We start from the raw sequence: 18,491 nt of genomic DNA on the forward strand, positions 1-18,491 counted from the left end.
CGGTGATAGAAAGTCGGACCTCCTCGGCCCTGCAGCCAAGTTTTATCGGTATTGCTGTTAGATAAAAATTAATAACTATCGGATTTCTCGATAGGTGGGCTGTAATAATTACCGTATAGACGCCGAGCTTCCCGGGCGAACCAAAGGCCGGCTTTGCCTTGAGCTGTTTTTGCCGACCACAACAGGTCGACATCCAGGCTCCAGGCGCTCAGTGCGCTGGTGAGTTTCAGCTCCACCAGTTTTCCACTCTTCAGGAAAGGGCGAGCCAGCTCATAAGGCGCGTTGACCCAGCCTATGCCTTTGCAGGCCAGATCCAGGGCCTGTAGCAGGGAATCGCAGACCCAGACCTGCGACGAGAGCTGCCAGCGTTGTTGGCCCTCCTCCATGGCTGCGATTATTTGTCGGTGGCGCGCGGCCTCACGCAGAGAGCTAGGCTGCTGATGCGCCAGTGGATGGTCGGGTGTGGCCAGGCAGAGAATTTGTTGGCGTCCGAGTGTGTTGAACTCTAGTGCGCCCGGGTAGCTGCCGCCGCTTGTCACAAACGCAAAATCGGCTTCGCCTTTGGCGATACTTTGCACTGCCTGATGATGACTGGAACTGCGCAGTTGCAGCTGGGTGTGGGCAAAACGCTGGCTGAAGCTTGCCAGTACATCGTTGAGGCGATCGGGCATCACCAACTCCTCAAACAGGATACGCAGCACGGGTTCTTCGCCGCGCTGATAGGAGTCCGCGGCCTGCTGAAAACGCTGCAGCTGCCCCAGCGCTTGGCGGGCAAGTGGCAACAGGGCCATGGCCGCAGCTGTGGGGTGTGGGAATTTTCCGCTACGGTCGAAAAGGGCGAGTCCCAGGTCCAGCTCAAGATTCTGAATACAGGCACTTACCGAGGATTGAGCACGCCCCTGTTCGCGGGCAACAGCGGAGAAAGAGTCCAGCTCGCAGGCGCGTACAAAAGTATGCAATTGATCAGTATTCAGATTGAGCATGAGTGTCGAATCGCCCGGCGATGAGTTATTCAATATCCTGGCGCAGATATTGATCCTTCAGATTCACATAATTTTGCGCAGAGTAGCTAAAAAACGCCTTTTCCTTGTCGGATAACGGGCGGGCTTTACGGCAGGGGGAGCCCACATAGAGATAACCGCTCTCCAGGGTTTTTCCTGGTGGTACCAACGCGCCTGCTGCTAAAACGACCTCGTCTTCTATAACCGCACCGTCGAGTACTATGGCGCCGATACCGATCAAAATCCGGTTGCCGATGCTACAGCCATGCAGGCAGGCCTTGTGGCCAATTGTGACGTCTTCGCCGATTGTCAGTGGCCACCCCTCGGGATTAAACGGCCCCGCATGGGTGATATGTAATACTGCACCGTCTTGGACACTGGTACGGGCACCTATCTGAATTCGATGCATATCCCCGCGTACCACCGCCATGGGCCATACGGAGCAATCATCACCCAGAGTGACATCGCCAATCACAGCTGACTGTGGGTCAACAAAAACACGATGGCCAAGTTGCGGGGATTTCTCGCTCGCAGAATCGTTGTGGCTGCGCAGTGGGGACATAAAGAAGCTCCTGTACAATGAATCCTCTATCATAGCTGTATCCTATTTCGAGCACAGGGTCCCGTATGTCCAATCCACTGTTGAATCTCCCTCTTCTGCCACCGTTCACCCAACTGCAGCCCGAGCAGGTTGAGCCTGCAATTGCAAAACTCATCGGAGACTGCCAAGGGCAGTTACAAAGAGGCTTAGAGAAACCTGGCTGGGAAAGCACCTTGCAGCCACTTGAACAGGTTCAGGATCAACTCAACCGGGCCTTCTCTCCGATCAGTCATCTCAACAGTGTACTGAGTGGTGAATGGAGAGCGCCCTATGAAGCGGCGCTTGCTCAGGTAACTGCCTATTGGACTGAGCAAGGGCAAAACCGCGAATTGTACGAGGTGTATCAACAGCTGACGGCATCGCCTGATTTTGTGAGCTGGCCGCAGCCGCGAAAGAAATCTGTAGAGTTGGGTTTACGGGATTTCGAATTAAGTGGGGTCGGCCTGGAGGGTGAAGCTCGGGAGCGCTTTGCAGCCAATAGCAAGCGCCTGGCTGAACTTTCCAGCCAGTTCGCCAACAATGTTTTGGATGCTACCAATGCCTGGACCTGGCATACGGAAGATGAGGCAGATTTAACTGGCTTGCCGGAAACCGCTATAGCGGCGGCGAAAAGTGCGGCAAACACAAAAGGCAAAAGTGGTTGGTTGATCACTCTAGAGGGTCCGAGCTATTTGGCGGTAATGACTCATGCGGAGAACCGAGAGTTGCGCCGGTTGGTGCATACCGCATTTGTGAGCCGTGCCTCTGAGGTTGGGCCCAACGCTGGAGAGTTCGACAATTCAGGAGTGATGGAATCTATCTTGGCACTTCGCGCAGAGCAGGCCCAGCTATTGGGAATGGCTAATTACGCCGAGTTATCTCTGGCCAGTAAAATGGCGCCAGATTGCGAAGGCGTATTGGAGTTTCTCAATGACCTGGCGAAGAGAGCCAAGCCCGCAGCCGAGCGGGAAATGGCTGAATTACGCTTATTTGCCAGCGAAGAGTATAAGTTAGAAGAGCTTCAACCTTGGGATATTGCTTGGGTTGCGGAAAAACTCAAGCAGCAGCGTTATGCCATTAGCCAGGAAGAGCTACGCCCTTACTTCCCTTATGCCAAGGTTCTGGAAGGTTTATTCGCCGTAGTGGAAAAGCTCTTTGGAGTTGCTGTGCAGGAAGACACTACTGTGGAAACCTGGCATAAAGATGTACAGTTTTTCTGGCTTTATCGCAATGGTGAACGTATCGCGGGCTTTTATCTGGATGCCTTCGCGCGAGAGAAAAAGCGTGGGGGTGCCTGGATGGATACTGTTGCCACACGTCGCCAAGGTGAAGAGGGCTTGCAGCTGCCTATCGCTTATCTGGTGTGTAACTTTAGCCCCGCAGTAGGAGATATGCCCTCTCTGCTAACACATTACGAAGTCACTACCTTGTTTCACGAGTTTGGCCATGGCCTGCATCACATGCTAACGCAAATTGCTATAGCGGCGGTTTCGGGTATCAATGGTGTGGCCTGGGATGCGGTAGAAATGCCCAGTCAGTTCCTGGAAAATTGGTGTTGGCAACCTGAGGCGATCGCCATGATCTCTTCTCATTACCAAACTGGAGAGCCGTTGCCTGCAGAATTACTAGAAAAAATGCTTGCGGCAAAGAATTTCCAGTCCGCTATGTTCACTGTGCGACAACTGGAGTTTGCAATTTTTGATTTTCGACTTCACGCCAGTGAAGAAGTGATGGAGACACAGAAAATTCAGCAGCTGATGTCAGAGGTACGCACCGAGGTGGCTGTAGTTCCTGTGGCTAAGGAAAATCGCTTCCAGCATGGTTTTAGCCATATTTTTGCCGGTGGCTACGCTGCAGGATATTACAGCTATAAGTGGGCAGAGGTGCTCTCAGCAGACGCCTTTTCACTATTTGAAGAAAAGGGTATTTTTGACAGTGCAACTGGCGAGAGTTTTTTGCATTCTATCCTCGAACAGGGTGGCAGCCGGGATGCTTTAGACCTGTTTGTAGAATTCCGAGGTAGAAAACCCGATGTTGATGCACTATTGCGTCACTCAGGTATTGAGCAGCTTGAATTAAATATCAGCCCGGCCTGAAAAGGCCGTTAAGTCATGCATGTTGAGCAGTAACTATGGTCGATCAGGAAAATTCCGGTGGGCATTCCAAAAAAACCAAAAAACGATTTATTGCTGGCGCTGTTTGCCCACGCTGTAGCGAGATGGATCGTATAGTCAATTACCAGGAGGATGGAAAAAATTTTCGTGAGTGTGTTTCCTGCGGATTTAAAGATGAAATACGCCTGCAGTCCGCGCCTTCTGAGCTATTAACCCGGGTTAGTACCGGGCAGAGAAAAGAGGCGAGTGAAGAACCGGTAAAATTTATTCAACCTACCAAAAAAAATAAGTAGTGAAAAAGGCAATTGTAGTTATAGCCGTGCTTGCCATTGCAATTATTGCTGGCTTGTACGGCCTAAATCATTATCGAAAAATTCAGAAACAGCAACTGGAGCAGACCTCACATCTATTGGCCAGTTGCGTCAACCAAGGACTTCTCAGCCTATTTCGTTTACAGGCAAATGATTGGCACAAGAATCCAGGCTTTGTTCTGCAACAACAGCGATCACTTAATGAGAGTGTCGAAGGGCTACCGGAAAAGATTTTAGAGGGAAAATCCTTTAAGAAATGGGAGTATGCTGTCGATATCTGTAATAAATTAACAAGAAATAGCAATTTACAACATATTACTATTTTCAGACCGCTTGCCGACCTCGCTTCATTTGAAATGTCAGATGCTGCTACGTTTAAAAGTAGAAAGTCACTGAGAAAACGTAAGAAAACTATTGGTGCACTGAGAGAGTCAGCACAGGCAGCAGATAGATACCTGAAAGATTTACGCAGTGATATAAGTACTCAGATGAAAGTTTATAGATTTTCTGATGAAGAAAAAGAATTTATTCAAAAACAAATAAACACAGAAGTTCTGGACTATTATCAGAAAGGGGATTTTTCACTTAATAATGCCAATGTATATCTTGAAAGATTATCAACCTTTTATAAGTTGATGGCCGAAAATCCGAAAGCTTACACTGTGCGTAGTGGCAGTCTTTATTTTTATGATCGCTCTCTAAGAAGCAAAATTGATATTTTGAATCGAGCAATTTTACAAGGAGAAAGCGAGTTCTTTTCCAACTACACTCAGATTTTGGTCAGTAAGCAGATAAGAGCTTCGGGATTTTAAAAATTGTGAGCGGGCATTAATACATTATTGTTCCCGCTCAATATTTGTCATCCCGAGATTATTGTTTTTATTTCCTGAAGCCATGAGTTTCATAGATTAATAAAACTCCTAAAAAATGTTTAAACATTGATTTTCTAATGGTTTTCAGTCTAAACAATTTTTGTACATCATCTCCGATATAAATTCAGTATCATACTACTCTATTCTGTATTCAGCTGAATAATTCAGCTTATTACAAGCCAGAAGCCCTCTAAAATTTAATTTATAAAAGTAATAAATTATTTCTTAATCCATGTGTCGGTTACAGTGTAGTATCGAAAGTAAGCAACAAGGCCTAAAGATCGTGCGCCAATCCACAAAAAAAGACTAAACCATATGCCATGGTTTCCCCAATCTCGAGTTAACCACCAGCTTGGGAAAAAAATTAGAATAGTAGCTATAAACATAGTATTGCGCATTTGTCGGCTTTTTCCGGCGCCAATAAAAACACCATCAAGTTGGTAACTCCATACGGCTAATAGCGGCAGAGCGCAAAGCCACCAATAAACGTTATTTACTTGCTGGATCACACTAGAGAGATCTGTAAACAACTTTATTATTATTGGCTGACAAAATATCAACAATAGAGTAATAAAGAGTGCACTTCCTAAAGCCCAAATGCCTGCGGCATTAACCACTTCCTGAAATAGTTTTTTTGATTTTTTTCCTATTGATTCACCTACTAATGCCTCAGTTGCATGGGCAAAGCCATCCAGCGCGTAAGAAGTCATCATTAATAGTTGTAATAATATTGCATTGGCTGCAAGGGTGGAGTCTCCTTGGGCGGCCCCTTGAGCAGTAAAGAATGTAAATGTTAATAACAGCAGGCAGGTTCGAATAAATAAATCTGTATTGATTTGCAGTAACTCAAGCCAAGGCTTCCACTCAAGCCAAGGCTTCCACTCTATCCATGGCTGAAATTGAGGGGTTTGAAGACACTTTTTTAATGCTTTCCAAATTTTAGGATTAACACGCTTAAGTAAAAACAATCCCATCAATAAGGCGAAAGTATCAGCACAAACTGTGGCTATCGCAGCGCCTTTTGCTCCTAAACCAAGACCGAGAATAAAAAGAAAATCCAAAAGGATATTGAGTATATTTGCTGCTAGCAAAATATATAGTGGAGCCCGGCTATCCTGTCGGCCTATAAAGAAACCCAGTATGGCAAAGTTAACTAGTGCAAGAGGAGCACTTATCAGACGAATCTGTAAGTAAACCACTGCATGCGGACTGGCTGCACTACTGGCATTCATCCAACCAACAATATTGTCTAGCAAAGGATAGGTAATAATCTGAAGTAGTATCCCTAATGCCATTGCCAATAGTATTGCTCTTAGCAACCATTCAACACCACCATCCTGACTGCGTGCAACGACACCAGTGGTGCCCATGCGAAGAAAACCGAAGGCCCAAAGCAGCATTGTCATAACACTTGCGCCAATGGCTACTCCAGAGAGGTAAACGGCTGAAGAAAGGTGACCGAGAATTGCGGTATCTACTGCCCCAAGTAAAGGAACTGAAATATTACTAAGAATCATAGGCCAGGCAAGATTCCAAACCCGACTCATGCTTCTTGAATCAATTGTTAGGTACTTCATAGGGGCTACTTATGATTAATAACTGTAAGAAAGAAACGTATCAGTTTGGAGTTTTGTCTGATGTATTTTAAGAGGGATTAGTATCGTTTTGGCGCATAAATCATCTGTTACTAAGCTGTCGATTATACCTTATTGTTCAATTTGATGATTGTTGAAGGCAGGATTGGACAGAAGGGAGCAATAAAGGAGAGCAATTTTATACAAGCAATAAAGTGGTACTGAAGTGGAGTGTCTGTGTGAATGCACAACGCAAATAATCTTTTTAATACAAATTAATCGTCCCGGGACAACAGAACTTGAGCTTATTGCAAAATAGGAGTTATATCATCAAATAATGATTAAATTTATTTGAAATTTCCTATGCAGGAAGCTGGTTTGAGCATAATTTATCGCTATAAGGCCTGATTGACTTTTCATTGACAATATGTTCCTGTTGTACCTGCAGTAGTTGCGACAAATAAAGAAACACAGGTTGTTGGTTGTACCTTCCGGGCGACGACATCTGAAGTAAAAATTTTTTTACTAAAATAACAAGTTGCACTGACGGCAGTAATGCGGGGATGTCACCTCGTCCAGTGTATGTAGTCTTGTGTTACTACAGTATGTCCAAAATTATTGAGTGGATTTAACCCTGTAACAGTATATAGACAGGGCTATTTCAGCTATCCGTGAAGGCCGGCGGCCAAAAATAAAATTCGGGTTTTCGAAGGAAACCCGCAACCACGGAGATCTGTAGGCGATGTTGAGAGGCTTTGATCGGCTGTTCGCCTTGCTGGCCGCTTCGCTATCTGTCCAATCCGTACTGGCGGAAGAGCAGGCTGTTGAGCGCTGGGGGGTCAATATGCCCAAAGGGGTGACAGAAGTTGCCCAAACGACCTATGAATTACACATGCTGATTTTCTGGATTTGTGTAGCCATTGGTGCTCTTGTATTTGGTGTCATGTTTTACAGTATGTGGCGTCATCGTAAGAGTAAGGGGTACAAGGCTGCACAGTTTCATGAAAGTACAGCTGTGGAGCTGGTGTGGACAATAATTCCTACTGTCATTCTGATTCTCATGGCTATTCCTGCGACCAAAACCCTCTATGAGATCTATGATACCGATAAAGCGGATCTAGATATCATGATTACGGGGTATCAGTGGAAGTGGAAATACGACTACATTGGTTCGGATGTTACTTTTTTCTCAAATCTCTCAACTCCACGTAGCCAAATTAATAACGAACAGCCAAAAAGCCCAAACTATCTATTGGAAGTTGATGAACCCTTAGTTGTTCCTATTAAGAAAAAAATTCGATTCTTAATTACTGCCAATGATGTGATTCATGCTTGGTGGGTACCTGACCTAGCTGTAAAAAAAGATGCTATTCCTGGTTTCATTAATGAATCCTGGACACGTATTGAAGAGCCTGGAATTTATCGTGGGCAATGTGCAGAACTCTGTGGCAAAGATCATGGATTTATGCCGATCGTTGTAAAAGCTGTTCCCCAAGAAGAGTACAACGCTTGGCTGGATGGGCGAGTTGCTTCTGCAGTAAAAATGCGCGAGCTTACCGGAAAAACTTTTACTTTTGATGAGCTTTTTGCACAAGGGGAAAAAGTCTACAACAGCATGTGTGCAGCCTGTCATCAGCCAAATGGAAAAGGTGTTCCCGGCGTATTTCCAGCGATTGCCGGATCAAAAATTGCGACAGGTCCCTTGAATACCCATCTCGACATAGTCATTGATGGATCACAGGTAAACCCTGCCATGCAAGCATTTGGAGAACAGTTATCTGAGGTGGATATAGCCGCAGTGATAACCTATCAACGCAATGCCTTTGGTAATGAAATGGGCGATACGGTTCAGCCCGTTGATATCCTTAATTTTAAGAATAAGCAGTAAGCGCTGGGGGATTTTAACATGGCACACGGACCTCAATCTGGCTTGAAACGCTGGCTATACACCACAAATCACAAAGATATTGGTACTTTGTATCTTTGGTTCAGCTTTGCAATGTTTTTCCTGGGTGGCTGTATGGCACTCATTATACGTGCTGAGCTTTTCGAGCCTGGACTACAAATCGTACAGCCAGAATTTTTTAATCAAATGACGACCATGCATGGATTAATCATGGTCTTTGGGGCGGTAATGCCGGCATTTGTCGGGCTAGCAAACTGGATGGTACCGATGATGATCGGCGCTCCAGATATGGCATTACCACGGATGAATAATTGGAGCTTTTGGATTTTACCTTTCGGTTTTGCAATGTTGGCATCGACCCTCTTTATGGAGGGGGGAGCACCTAACTTTGGTTGGACATTCTATGCCCCCTTGTCGACAGAATATGCACCACCGAGCGTCACGTTTTTTATATTTTCCATTCATATTCTGGGTGCATCTTCCATTATGGGAGCCATTAATATCATAGCGACCATTCTGAATATGCGTGCTCCAGGCATGACTTTAATGAAAATGCCGCTTTTCGTCTGGACCTGGTTGATCACTGCTTATCTTCTAATCGCAGTGATGCCAGTACTAGCTGGTGTAGTGACGATGATGCTGATGGATATCCACTTTGGTACCAGTTTCTTCAGTGCTGCAGGTGGTGGTGACCCAGTTCTATTCCAGCATGTTTTCTGGTTCTTTGGGCACCCAGAGGTATACATCATGATCTTGCCTGCTTTCGGTATTATTTCGGCAATCATTCCCACTTTTACGCGTAAACCACTATTTGGATATAGTTCCATGGTTTATGCCACAGCTGCAATTGCATTCCTCAGCATGATTGTGTGGGCTCACCATATGTTTACAGTGGGTATGCCTATAGCCGGCGAGCTGTTCTTTATGTATGCCACTATGCTGATTTCAGTACCCACGGGTGTGAAAATTTTTAATTGGGTTTCTACCATGTTTAGAGGCTCCATGACATTTGAAACTCCCATGTTGTTCGCTATAGCTTTTATTATTCTGTTTGCCATTGGCGGATTCTCAGGATTGATGTTGGCCATTGCTCCAGCGGATTTCCAGTATCATGATACCTACTTTGTAGTTGCCCATTTCCATTACGTACTGGTTCCTGGGGCTATTTTTTCCATTACGGCGGGGGTTTATTACTGGTTGCCCAAGTGGACAGGGAATATGTACAACGAAACTATGGGGAAAGTGCATTTCTGGTTAGCTTTCATCGGATTGAATTTAACATTTTTCCCGATGCATTTTGTCGGTCTGGCGGGTATGCCCAGAAGAATTCCAGACTACGCACTACAATTCGCTGACTTTAATCAGATGGCCAGTATGGGGGCATTTCTTTTCGGTGCGGCTCAGGTGGTATTCCTCTTTAATGTGGTACGTACAGTCATGGGTGGCAAAAAAGCCACTGATAAAGTATGGGATAACCCGGAAGGGTTGGAATGGACGGTGCCATCACCGGCTCCCTATCACACTTTTAGTACCCCTCCGGTTATTCGTTAATTTTTGGTTCTTGTGCCGATGAAATTTAGCGAAAATACGAAAGTTTCTGCGAAATTGCTGGCGCTTGCCGCCAGCATGCTGGTGTTCGCCATATTTGTGATGCCACCACTTTATGATGCTTTCTGCGAGATTACTGGTTTGAATGGTAAAACTGGCGGGCGTTACGAAGCGGTCCCTGCTGCTATCGATACCAGCAGGTCTATCACCGTTCAGTTTATTGCGAGCAATAACGACAATATGCCTTGGAAGTTTTCTCCCAGTGTAATGTCGGTGGAAGTCCATCCAGGTGAGGTTATGGATACTGTTTTTATCGCTTTTAATCCTACTGGAAGGGATATGATCGGTCAGGCCATTCCCAGCTTGGTTCCTTTTAAAGCCGCGGAATACTTTCACAAAACTGAATGTTTTTGCTTCAATCAGCAAATTTTAAAAGCGGGTGAACAGGCAGAGTTACCATTGCGATTTATCGTTGATCCCGAGATTCCTAACAGTGTAAATACCATAACCCTTTCCTACACGCTGTTCGATGTTACGGAAAGAATTTCTAAAAATATCGAAAAAAATAACGAGCCCGAGCGAGAGGGATAAAATTCATGGCTAGTGAAAGCAGTTATTATGTTCCAGAACAATCCAAGCTGCCGATATTTGCCACTATAGGTTTGTTTTTAATTGCCTTTGGTGCTGCAAATTGGATCAACGGTGGTAGCTCCTATATTTTCTTTACCGGTGCGCTGGCTTTGGCAGCAGTCTTATGGTTCTGGTTTGCAGCGGTAATCAGAGAAAATATGGCTGGTCTGAACAGTGAACAGTTAAAGAGATCTTATGTCTGGGGAATGGGATGGTTTATTTTCTCTGAGGTTATGTTTTTTGCTGCATTTTTTGGGGCCCTATACTACATAAGAAATTTCTCTGTTCCTTGGTTAGCTGGGGAAGGCGATAATGGAATATCCAACATGTTGTGGGAGGGGTTTGAGAATACTTGGCCTCTCTATGTGACTCCGGATGCAGCAGCTCATGGCGATACAGCACAATTTATAGGACCTAAAGATGTTATTGATCCATGGCATTTACCTCTTTGGAATACAATAATTCTTTTATCTTCCAGCGTTACCGTACATTTCGCTCATGTGTTTCTTAAAAAAGGTGAGCGTGGGAAATTTAATCTGTGGTTGGGAGGAACTGTTCTACTAGGTTTCATATTTTTATATCTTCAGGCGCAAGAATACTATGAAGCCTATCAACATCTTGGACTCACTTTAGAGTCAGGCATTTATGGCACAACTTTTTTCATGTTGACGGGTTTCCATGGAGCTCATGTAACTCTGGGAACGATAATGCTGCTCATAATGTTGTTACGTTCTGTAATCGCACATCATTTCAAACCTAATGATCATTTTGGCTTTGAAGCAGCAAGCTGGTACTGGCATTTTGTAGATGTTGTCTGGGTTGGCTTATTTATTTTTGTATATGTGCTAGGTGCATAATTTATAAGTACATAGGATTCGCCTCAGGTTGAATTAACTTGAGGCGATATAAACTAATATTTATCTGTCCAGGGGGCAGTATTAGCCAAAATGCCGCTTTCAAAGCCATACCAGATGGCTAATAAAAGAAGTGCGGCAAGAGAAATCCGTATACCTAAAGCATAAAGAGTACGTTTAGACTGGGGAGCACCCATATCTCGCAGTAGAAAAAATAAAGCACTGGATAGGCTCACCAGTATCGCGAGAAAAAGAACGACTATAACGATTTTGAGCCACATATAATTATTTTCCATTATTTTATGTAGTAGCACATGACAGTAGAGATACCATCAGTTTCTTCAGATAATACCAGTGTATCATTGATTCGTAACTGGTCGATCACCCTGTTTTCATTTGGGTTTATTCCAGTTTTTGTGTTGTTGGGATTTTGGCAGCTCGGTAGAGCTGATGATAAGAGAATCATAGATTTAGAAATCAATTCAAGATTGTCATCCCAACCAGAAAATCTACATTTAGTTACGAATTTAAAAAGATTCCTGCCTGTAAAATTAGATGGAAATTATTCTGATGAATATTTCTTATTGGATAATCGAACTCGCACTGGAAAGGCAGGGTATGAGGTTCTTCAAGTCTTTATATCTGGTGAACAGAGATGGCTAATAAATCGAGGCTGGATTCCATTTTCAGCTAGCCGGGATGTAATGCCTGAAGTTAATTACCCTAAAGATAAGATAAAAATCAATGGGTTTTTATACCCGGTTGAAAACTTAAAATCTATAGAGAATAAAGAAAAAATAATAAATCGTAGAATACAGATTGTTAATAAAGAAATTGTTCAGAATATGACGCTCAGTAATAACAACTGGATCGTTAGGTTAAGTGCTGACTCAGAATCAGCATTCATAACTGATTGGCAATTAGTAAATAGCAGCGTGGATCGACATATCGCTTATGCGATTCAATGGTTTGCTATGGCTACAGCTTTATTTTTTCTTTGGCTTTTTACTGCTACCAATTTTATAAAAGTAAATAAAACAAATAATTAGGGGTATGATAATGGAAGGAAGAGAAGGGTCCTCCACTCTGCAAGAAAATGGAGAAATAAAAACAAATTCTTCTTCAAAAAAAATACAGATATTTTCTATTGCAGCATCGGTTTTTCTACCGATTGTTGCAGCTTATATAGTGTTTTATACGGGAGTGGGAATACCTGATGGAACAACTAATCAAGGTGAGTTACTTCAACCACCGATTAATTTTAATGATTTAAAAATATCTTCACTTGAAGAGGAGACACAGTTAATTGGGGGGGAACACCAAAAGTGGAGATATCTCATTATAAGTCCTTCAGACTGTGGTGAGGACTGTGAAAAACTATTATATACCAGTCGACAAGTGCATATCCGATTGGGTGAGAAAGCCAGCCGAGTTGAGAGGCTTCTTGCAACTCATCATTCCATGACTGAAGAAAAAAAAGAAAAACTACAGTTAGAACATCCTCGTCTAAAGATTTTCAGATTGAATGACAATAGCGTAAATACGCTACATGAACTGACCGACCATAAAAAAATTGATGATGTTAAAGCAATATTAATAGATCAGGAAGGATTCGCAATGATGATCTATGACAACCAACATAGTGGTAATCAACTATTGAAAGATATCAAACGCCTGTTGAAGTACTCCTATGAAAAGTAATGGAGAGTGACATGGAATCTTCAGAAAAAAAGAAAATAAAGCAACCTATAAAAGAGCAATTTGGTTGGCGTTTGAAGTTAACATTGGCTGGATGTGTCTTAGCCATAATAGTTGTTACTTTAGGAGCATTTACTAGGCTTGTTGATGCTGGGTTGGGCTGCCCCGATTGGCCTGGTTGTTACGGCCATCTTACTTGGCCAGATAAAAATCATGAAATTCAAGCTGCTAACTATGCATTTCCAGATACGCCTGTAGATACTAGCAAAACTTGGCCTGAAATGGTGCATAGATACTTTGCAGGCATCCTGCTTTTATTAGTCGCTTCGCTTGTTTACATATCCTGGCGTAATCCCAAACAACGCACTTTTAAGCAGATACATTTTTTGATGGCCCTGATTACTTTGCAAGCGGCTTTCGGTATGTGGACTGTCACCTTGAAGTTATGGCCTCAGGTTGTCACTGCGCACTTACTCGGAGGAATGGCAACATTATCTATGCTGTGGTTACTCGTAGAAAGAATGAGATATGATAAATTATCAGGTGAATTTAAAAATTACCGTAAGCTTCATAATCTATTACCCCTTGCCGTTTTGACTGCTATAGCAGTAGTTGTTCAGATAGCCTTAGGAGGCTGGACGAGTTCAAATTATGCTGCACTTGCCTGTCCAGACTTCCCCACTTGTCATGGCGAGTGGCTTCCTAAAGCTGATTTTAAGGAAGGGTTTAATATCCTCCAACAAATTGGGCCAAATTATTTAGGTGGTGCTTTGGAAAGTGATGCACGTACGGCTATTCACTTTATTCATCGTATCGGTGCTTTAATTGTGACCGGACTAGTCCTTAGCCTTTCATTTTTTTCCTGGAAAGCTGGTGAGTATCGTTGGGCCCTTATATTGATTGCTTTGATAGGGATGCAGGTAAGTTTGGGTGTCGCAAATGTAATCATGTTTTTACCACTATCAATTGCTGTTGCTCATAATGCCGGTGCCGCATTTCTATTATTAGGTGTTTTAACTCTCTGTTATCGTATTTACTCAGCTGGCTCTATTGAATTACGAGAAAATAATTCTAAAAAAAATAGAATTATAAAAGATTCAGGATTGGCTGCCGAGTTGTAATGATCTATGTCTTATCAAGGAAGAATTAGAAAAGAAGAATATTATGGCTATACAAACTGCTAAATTGAGCTTCACTAACTGGCGTGATTATTATGAACTGACCAAACCCAGAGTAGTCATGCTGATGATTCTTACATCTCTGATTGGTATGTTGTTAGCTGTTCCAGGAATGGTTCCGTTAGAAATTTTAATATTGGGTAATATAGGTATTGCCCTTTGCGCTGGTAGCGCTGCAGCGATTAATCATCTGGTTGATCGTTACATTGATACAAAAATGGCGCGTACTAGCAATCGCCCAGTCGCAAGAGGAAGAGTTGAGCCACGCAAGGCCATACTATTTTCTCTGTTGCTGGGTATTCTTGGTATGGCAGTGTTAATGGTATTTGTGAATGTCTTAACTGCTTGGTTAACACTGATATCTCTGATTGGTTACGCTGTTATTTACACTATGTTTTTAAAGCATGCCACACCTCAGAATATTGTCATTGGCGGACTCGCTGGTGCAGCACCGCCACTACTCGGCTGGACAGCGGTAACTAATGAAATTCATCCACATGCCTTGTTACTGGTACTGATCATATTTGCCTGGACACCTCCGCACTTTTGGGCACTAGCAGTGCATAGGAAAGAGGATTACGCCAGAGCAAAAGTTCCCATGCTTCCAGTTACTCACGGTGTGCCATACACAAATCTGCATATTTTACTTTATACATTTATTTTATTTGCAGTTAGCTTACTTCCTTTTGCGACTGCAATGTTAGGTTGGTTATATCTTCTTGGGGCGGTGGTGCTAGGTCTTGGGTTTATATATTGGAGTTTGGTAATGCTACGGGGTCGAGACCCCAATGCGGGAATTGAAACCTTTAAGTATTCTATTATTTATCTGATGGCTTTATTTTGCATTATGTTGTTGGATCACTATTTAATATCGGTGTAAAAAATGACTAATTTTCATAAGATGGCTGAGCCTAAATTCATACAACGCCAAAAGCGTGGTGTTCGTATAACGATTACCGTTTTACTGATGTTTATTGTGGCAGTTTTGGTTGGCTTTGTTCATAAGTTAAGTCAGCCAAGGATATTAAGTGATTCTGAGCTTCGCATAAATGGTGCCGTAAAATTACAGCGAGCAAGAATTTTAGATAATTTTCAGTTAATCGCCGATACAGGCAGTGCATTCGAAACAAAAAATTTGAAAGGCCAATGGACTTTCATATTCTTTGGATTTACCCATTGTCCCGATGTTTGCCCTACAACTCTGTCGAGTCTCAATAGTTTCTATAAACTCCTTGATGAAGATATTCGTGCAGATACCGATGTTATTTTAGTTTCGGTTGATCCTGCCAGAGATAAACCACTGATCTTACATGATTATGTTCGATATTTTAATAATGATTTTCTCGGTGTTACTGGCAATTTCATAGAAATAAAGCGTTTTGCTAGTCAACTTAATGTTCCTTTTAATAAAGTTATTCTAGGAAATAATGATTATACGATGGATCATGGTTCTCAAGTTGTATTAATAAATCCCCTTGGACATTACCATGCTTTCTTTAGAGCGCCACTAGATCCGGCAAAAATGAAATTAACCTATCGTTCGATTCGTGCCACTTTTAATGGTTAATTTACATATTGGTGTATTCCCATAAATTACTCTTTGACCTGTGTATACTTAGATGTAAGGAAGTAAAGTGCAGTTGAAAAGCCTTGACAAGGTTCACTCAACGGATGTTTCTAAAGTCCCTTGGGGTGCACCACTTATATTATCCTTATGTATTATTCCTTTTGGCTGGGCTGGCTTTCTTGCACCTCTTACCTGGATCGCTTTAACCACACTTGAAATATGCCGAGGGTGGAGGCGTACGGCTTTATATTTTGTTTGTATTGCCCTTATGCTGTTGGCCGGCTTTAATATCATTCCTGGTAGTGAGCGAATTCAAATTTTAACTCCCTACTCAGATAGTGCAGGGAATTTGATATATGCGAGTTTCAATATTGGTAAAGCATTTGTTGCTATTGGCTTACTCGCTTTTATGCTTCGTCAAAAACAAACCGTACGACCTATCGATTTATTTTTTTTAATAATTACTATTGCTATTCCAATCACTATTGGGTTGGTTTTGTATGGTCCTTCGGTAAAAATATCTAATGCTATATTAATAGCAGCAGTTATCAATCTTTTAGTCGTATGTATTAGTGAGGAAGGCTTTTTTCGCTGGGTGTTACAAAGAGGATTAGAAGAATCCCTTGCTGAGTGGCGATGGCTTTCTGTTCCAATAGTCACAGCTATTTTTACCATGCTTCATGTTGGGTGGTCTGCAGATACATCAGCAGTTATTCTACTTGGTTTAGCCTCTTTTTGTTATGCAATTCTCTGGTATTTACGTAGAAATTTTTGGCTTTGTGTGATGGCTCACTGGGCGGTCAATGTATTTCATATGTTTTTACTCCCTTATCCTCTTCCGGCTTAAAACTGAAAAGTGATAATAATCTATCCAAGATATTTGTTGAAGCGTACTGATAATGTTCAAGTTTTTACCGAAGATCTTATTCACGTTTACTATTTGATTGGAAGATTCTTATGAAAAAATGCTTGGCTTTTATTTTTATATTCTTATCGGCTTGTGATGAGTGGAATGTTGAAAATCACCATGCACTTGCGAACAAACTTGTACTGGAAAATATGTTAGTGGATGGTCATATAGATGTTCCATATAGGTTGTCGAAAGAAAATGTTGATGTTGGTTCCAGTGTAGAAGGTGGAGACTTTGATTATTATAGGGCCATCAAAGGTGGTTTAAACGCTCCTTTTATGTCGATCTACATACCTGCCGAAAAGGAAATTGATGGAACTGCTAAGGATTATGCAGACCAGCTGATTACTAATGTCGAGACATTGGTAGAAATGCATCCCGAAAAATTTGCGATTCCTAAATCTTTAAAAGAATTAAAAGCTCAAGTTGAGCAGGGTAAAATTTCACTGCCTCTGGGCATGGAAAATGGTGCAGGTGTTGACGGAAGCTTAGATAATTTAAGGCATTTTTATAACCGCGGAGTTCGCTATATTACCCTAACCCACTCTAAGAGTAATCATATCTCGGATTCCTCCTATGATGAGTCAAGGCCGTGGAAAGGATTGAGTGAGTTTGGTAAGGATCTAGTGAGAGGGATGAATGCACTAGGTATTATGATTGACGTGTCCCATATTTCTGATGAGGCCTTTTGGCAGGTAATGGAAATTTCATCAGTTCCTGTAATCGCCTCACATTCCTCAGCGAGACATTTCACCCCAGGTTTTGAGCGCAATATGAGTGATGCAATGATAACTGCGCTTGCAAAGCAGGGCGGGTTGATTATGGTCAATTTTGGCTCAACATTTATTAGTGCTAAATCTAGAGATTCCTATAACTCAATTAGTCGGCTGACTGAAAAATATATTAAAGAAAATAACTTAGATATACATAGTCCGGAAGTTGAAAAATATACAGAAACGTTACATCAGGATATGTTTGTCTATGCCGATTTAAGTGATGTACTTGATCACTTTGATCATATTCGCGATTTAGTTGGTGTTGACCATATTGGAATAGGCTCAGATTTTGATGGTGTTGGTGATAGTTTACCTATTGGGTTGAAAGACGTTTCAGAATATCCAAACCTTGTTTTTGGTTTACTTGAGCGAGATTATAGTGAAGAAGACATCAAAAAGATTCTCGGGGGTAATCTACTGAGAATCTGGCAAAGTAATGAAGAGTATGCGACTTCACAAAGGCACTGATTTAGACATTGGCCTCAAGTTGGTGAGCTATGCTTTTAGCAATTTTATAAATTTTACTGTCGAACCTGAACACAGGTCTTTTGAAGAGATTAATTTGTATGTTTCATCGGCTGAGGAAAGCAAGGCTTTTTCTTGGTTGGTTTGGTCTTTTAATTGCTATGCCATTTTTTCTTTGGGGATTGGCAAGTGTGCTAAATATTGTTCCATCAATGATTCAATATTTTGGGATTCAAGGGATAGGTATTCCCGCGATGATTACAATATCAGGGTTGTTATTAGCTGCGGTAGGGTTTTGGGACTATGATTAAATTTGGCGGTTAAATCAATGTTGAAGGCATCTGATTTCTTTATTTTATTGGCTGTTCTGATCTCATTTTTTTTATCTGGGTACTTATGGTTTAACGGCTATAAGGAACAGGGTATTTTTACTGCCTTATGGGTGCCCAGTATTTTAAGTTTTGGCATCTACTTTAAAGTATCAGCCCTTCTGGCAAGAAGATAAAG

At 42.4% G+C, this 18,491-nt stretch carries 19 protein-coding genes; 15 read left to right on the plus strand and 4 right to left on the minus strand.

All coding sequences use genetic code 11. From position 1 onward, the window contains the following. Positions 1 to 68: 68 nt before the first annotated feature. Both ACJJIO_RS10045 and ACJJIO_RS10050 read right to left on the minus strand, forming a co-directional pair. Complete coding sequence (locus ACJJIO_RS10045; RefSeq protein WP_444887637.1) at positions 69 to 983, minus strand: LysR family transcriptional regulator; 915 nt, start codon at positions 981 to 983, stop codon at positions 69 to 71. 25 nt (positions 984 to 1,008) lie between these two features. Continuing rightward, positions 1,009 to 1,563 carry a gamma carbonic anhydrase family protein gene (locus tag ACJJIO_RS10050; protein WP_444887638.1) on the minus strand — a complete coding sequence of 185 codons (555 nt, stop codon included), beginning with the start codon at positions 1,561 to 1,563 and terminating at the stop codon, positions 1,009 to 1,011. Positions 1,564 to 1,628: 65 nt separating this feature from the next. On the opposite strand from ACJJIO_RS10050, the gene ACJJIO_RS10055 reads away from it, so the two are divergent. From ACJJIO_RS10055 to ACJJIO_RS10065, 3 genes are read left to right on the plus strand one after another with little or no spacing between them, the layout of a single operon-like run. Further along, the gene (locus tag ACJJIO_RS10055) at positions 1,629 to 3,677 is read left to right on the plus strand and encodes a M3 family metallopeptidase (RefSeq protein WP_444910900.1); all 2,049 of its coding nucleotides are present in this window, start codon (positions 1,629 to 1,631) and stop codon (positions 3,675 to 3,677) included. A gap of 35 nt (positions 3,678 to 3,712) precedes the next feature. Continuing rightward, positions 3,713 to 3,988, plus strand: a complete 276-nt coding sequence (locus tag ACJJIO_RS10060) for a YheV family putative zinc ribbon protein (protein ID WP_444910901.1) — start codon at positions 3,713 to 3,715, stop codon at positions 3,986 to 3,988. Further along, entirely contained in the window at positions 3,988 to 4,818 is an 831-nt protein-coding gene (locus ACJJIO_RS10065; RefSeq protein ID WP_444910902.1) for a hypothetical protein, read from the plus strand. Before ACJJIO_RS10060 ends, ACJJIO_RS10065 begins: the two co-directional genes overlap by 1 nt. 278 nt (positions 4,819 to 5,096) lie before the next feature. Here the strand turns inward: ACJJIO_RS10065 and ACJJIO_RS10070 are convergent, their stop codons facing one another. After that, the gene (locus ACJJIO_RS10070) at positions 5,097 to 6,455 is read right to left on the minus strand and encodes an MATE family efflux transporter (RefSeq protein ID WP_444910903.1); all 1,359 of its coding nucleotides are present in this window, start codon (positions 6,453 to 6,455) and stop codon (positions 5,097 to 5,099) included. Positions 6,456 to 7,194: 739 nt separating this feature from the next. Here ACJJIO_RS10070 and coxB point away from each other — a divergent pair. Genes coxB through ACJJIO_RS10090 form a run of 4 tightly spaced genes read left to right on the plus strand, consistent with a single transcriptional unit; the run spans position 7,195 to position 11,393 of the window. Continuing rightward, positions 7,195 to 8,340, plus strand: a complete 1,146-nt coding sequence (gene coxB / locus ACJJIO_RS10075) for a cytochrome c oxidase subunit II (protein ID WP_252084002.1) — start codon at positions 7,195 to 7,197, stop codon at positions 8,338 to 8,340. 18 nt (positions 8,341 to 8,358) lie between these two features. Further along, on the plus strand, positions 8,359 to 9,909 hold the full coding sequence (gene ctaD, locus ACJJIO_RS10080; protein ID WP_444883290.1) for a cytochrome c oxidase subunit I: 1,551 nt from the start codon (positions 8,359 to 8,361) through the stop codon (positions 9,907 to 9,909). Positions 9,910 to 9,927: 18 nt separating this feature from the next. Beyond that, positions 9,928 to 10,497 carry a cytochrome c oxidase assembly protein gene (locus tag ACJJIO_RS10085; RefSeq protein ID WP_444883291.1) on the plus strand — a complete coding sequence of 190 codons (570 nt, stop codon included), beginning with the start codon at positions 9,928 to 9,930 and terminating at the stop codon, positions 10,495 to 10,497. 5 nt (positions 10,498 to 10,502) lie between these two features. After that, the gene (locus ACJJIO_RS10090) at positions 10,503 to 11,393 is read left to right on the plus strand and encodes a cytochrome c oxidase subunit 3 (protein WP_252084005.1); all 891 of its coding nucleotides are present in this window, start codon (positions 10,503 to 10,505) and stop codon (positions 11,391 to 11,393) included. 53 nt (positions 11,394 to 11,446) lie between these two features. Here ACJJIO_RS10090 and ACJJIO_RS10095 read toward each other — a convergent pair whose 3' ends face one another. Further along, the gene (locus ACJJIO_RS10095; RefSeq protein ID WP_252086046.1) at positions 11,447 to 11,671 is read right to left on the minus strand and encodes a DUF2909 domain-containing protein; all 225 of its coding nucleotides are present in this window, start codon (positions 11,669 to 11,671) and stop codon (positions 11,447 to 11,449) included. Between the two features lie 33 nt (positions 11,672 to 11,704). Here ACJJIO_RS10095 and ACJJIO_RS10100 point away from each other — a divergent pair, with 33 nt between their 5' ends. The 8 genes from ACJJIO_RS10100 to ACJJIO_RS10135 all read left to right on the plus strand — a co-directional run bounded on the left by ACJJIO_RS10100 (position 11,705) and on the right by ACJJIO_RS10135 (position 18,295). Further along, positions 11,705 to 12,439 carry an SURF1 family protein gene (locus ACJJIO_RS10100; RefSeq protein WP_444910904.1) on the plus strand — a complete coding sequence of 245 codons (735 nt, stop codon included), beginning with the start codon at positions 11,705 to 11,707 and terminating at the stop codon, positions 12,437 to 12,439. 10 nt (positions 12,440 to 12,449) lie between these two features. Further along, positions 12,450 to 13,091: a redox-active disulfide-containing membrane protein gene (locus ACJJIO_RS10105; RefSeq protein ID WP_444903529.1), complete on the plus strand. Its 642-nt coding sequence runs from the start codon at positions 12,450 to 12,452 to the stop codon at positions 13,089 to 13,091. Positions 13,092 to 13,102: 11 nt separating this feature from the next. Then, entirely contained in the window at positions 13,103 to 14,209 is a 1,107-nt protein-coding gene (locus tag ACJJIO_RS10110) for a COX15/CtaA family protein (RefSeq protein ID WP_444910905.1), read from the plus strand. Positions 14,210 to 14,252: 43 nt separating this feature from the next. Beyond that, positions 14,253 to 15,146 carry a heme o synthase gene (gene cyoE / locus ACJJIO_RS10115; protein ID WP_444910906.1) on the plus strand — a complete coding sequence of 298 codons (894 nt, stop codon included), beginning with the start codon at positions 14,253 to 14,255 and terminating at the stop codon, positions 15,144 to 15,146. Between the two features lie 3 nt (positions 15,147 to 15,149). Then, positions 15,150 to 15,833, plus strand: coding sequence for an SCO family protein (locus tag ACJJIO_RS10120; protein WP_444910907.1), 684 nt, complete (start codon positions 15,150 to 15,152; stop codon positions 15,831 to 15,833). A gap of 67 nt (positions 15,834 to 15,900) precedes the next feature. Continuing rightward, a complete protein-coding gene (locus ACJJIO_RS10125) occupies positions 15,901 to 16,680 on the plus strand; it encodes a CPBP family intramembrane glutamic endopeptidase (protein ID WP_444910908.1) in 780 nt (259 codons plus the stop codon). 110 nt (positions 16,681 to 16,790) lie between these two features. Further along, positions 16,791 to 17,987, plus strand: a complete 1,197-nt coding sequence (locus ACJJIO_RS10130) for a dipeptidase (protein WP_444910909.1) — start codon at positions 16,791 to 16,793, stop codon at positions 17,985 to 17,987. Between the two features lie 98 nt (positions 17,988 to 18,085). Continuing rightward, a complete protein-coding gene (locus ACJJIO_RS10135; RefSeq protein ID WP_444888955.1) occupies positions 18,086 to 18,295 on the plus strand; it encodes a hypothetical protein in 210 nt (69 codons plus the stop codon). The last annotated feature ends 196 nt before the right edge of the window (positions 18,296 to 18,491 follow it).

The sequence above is a fragment of the Microbulbifer mixtoriginis (SeqCode) genome (assembly GCF_052467235.1).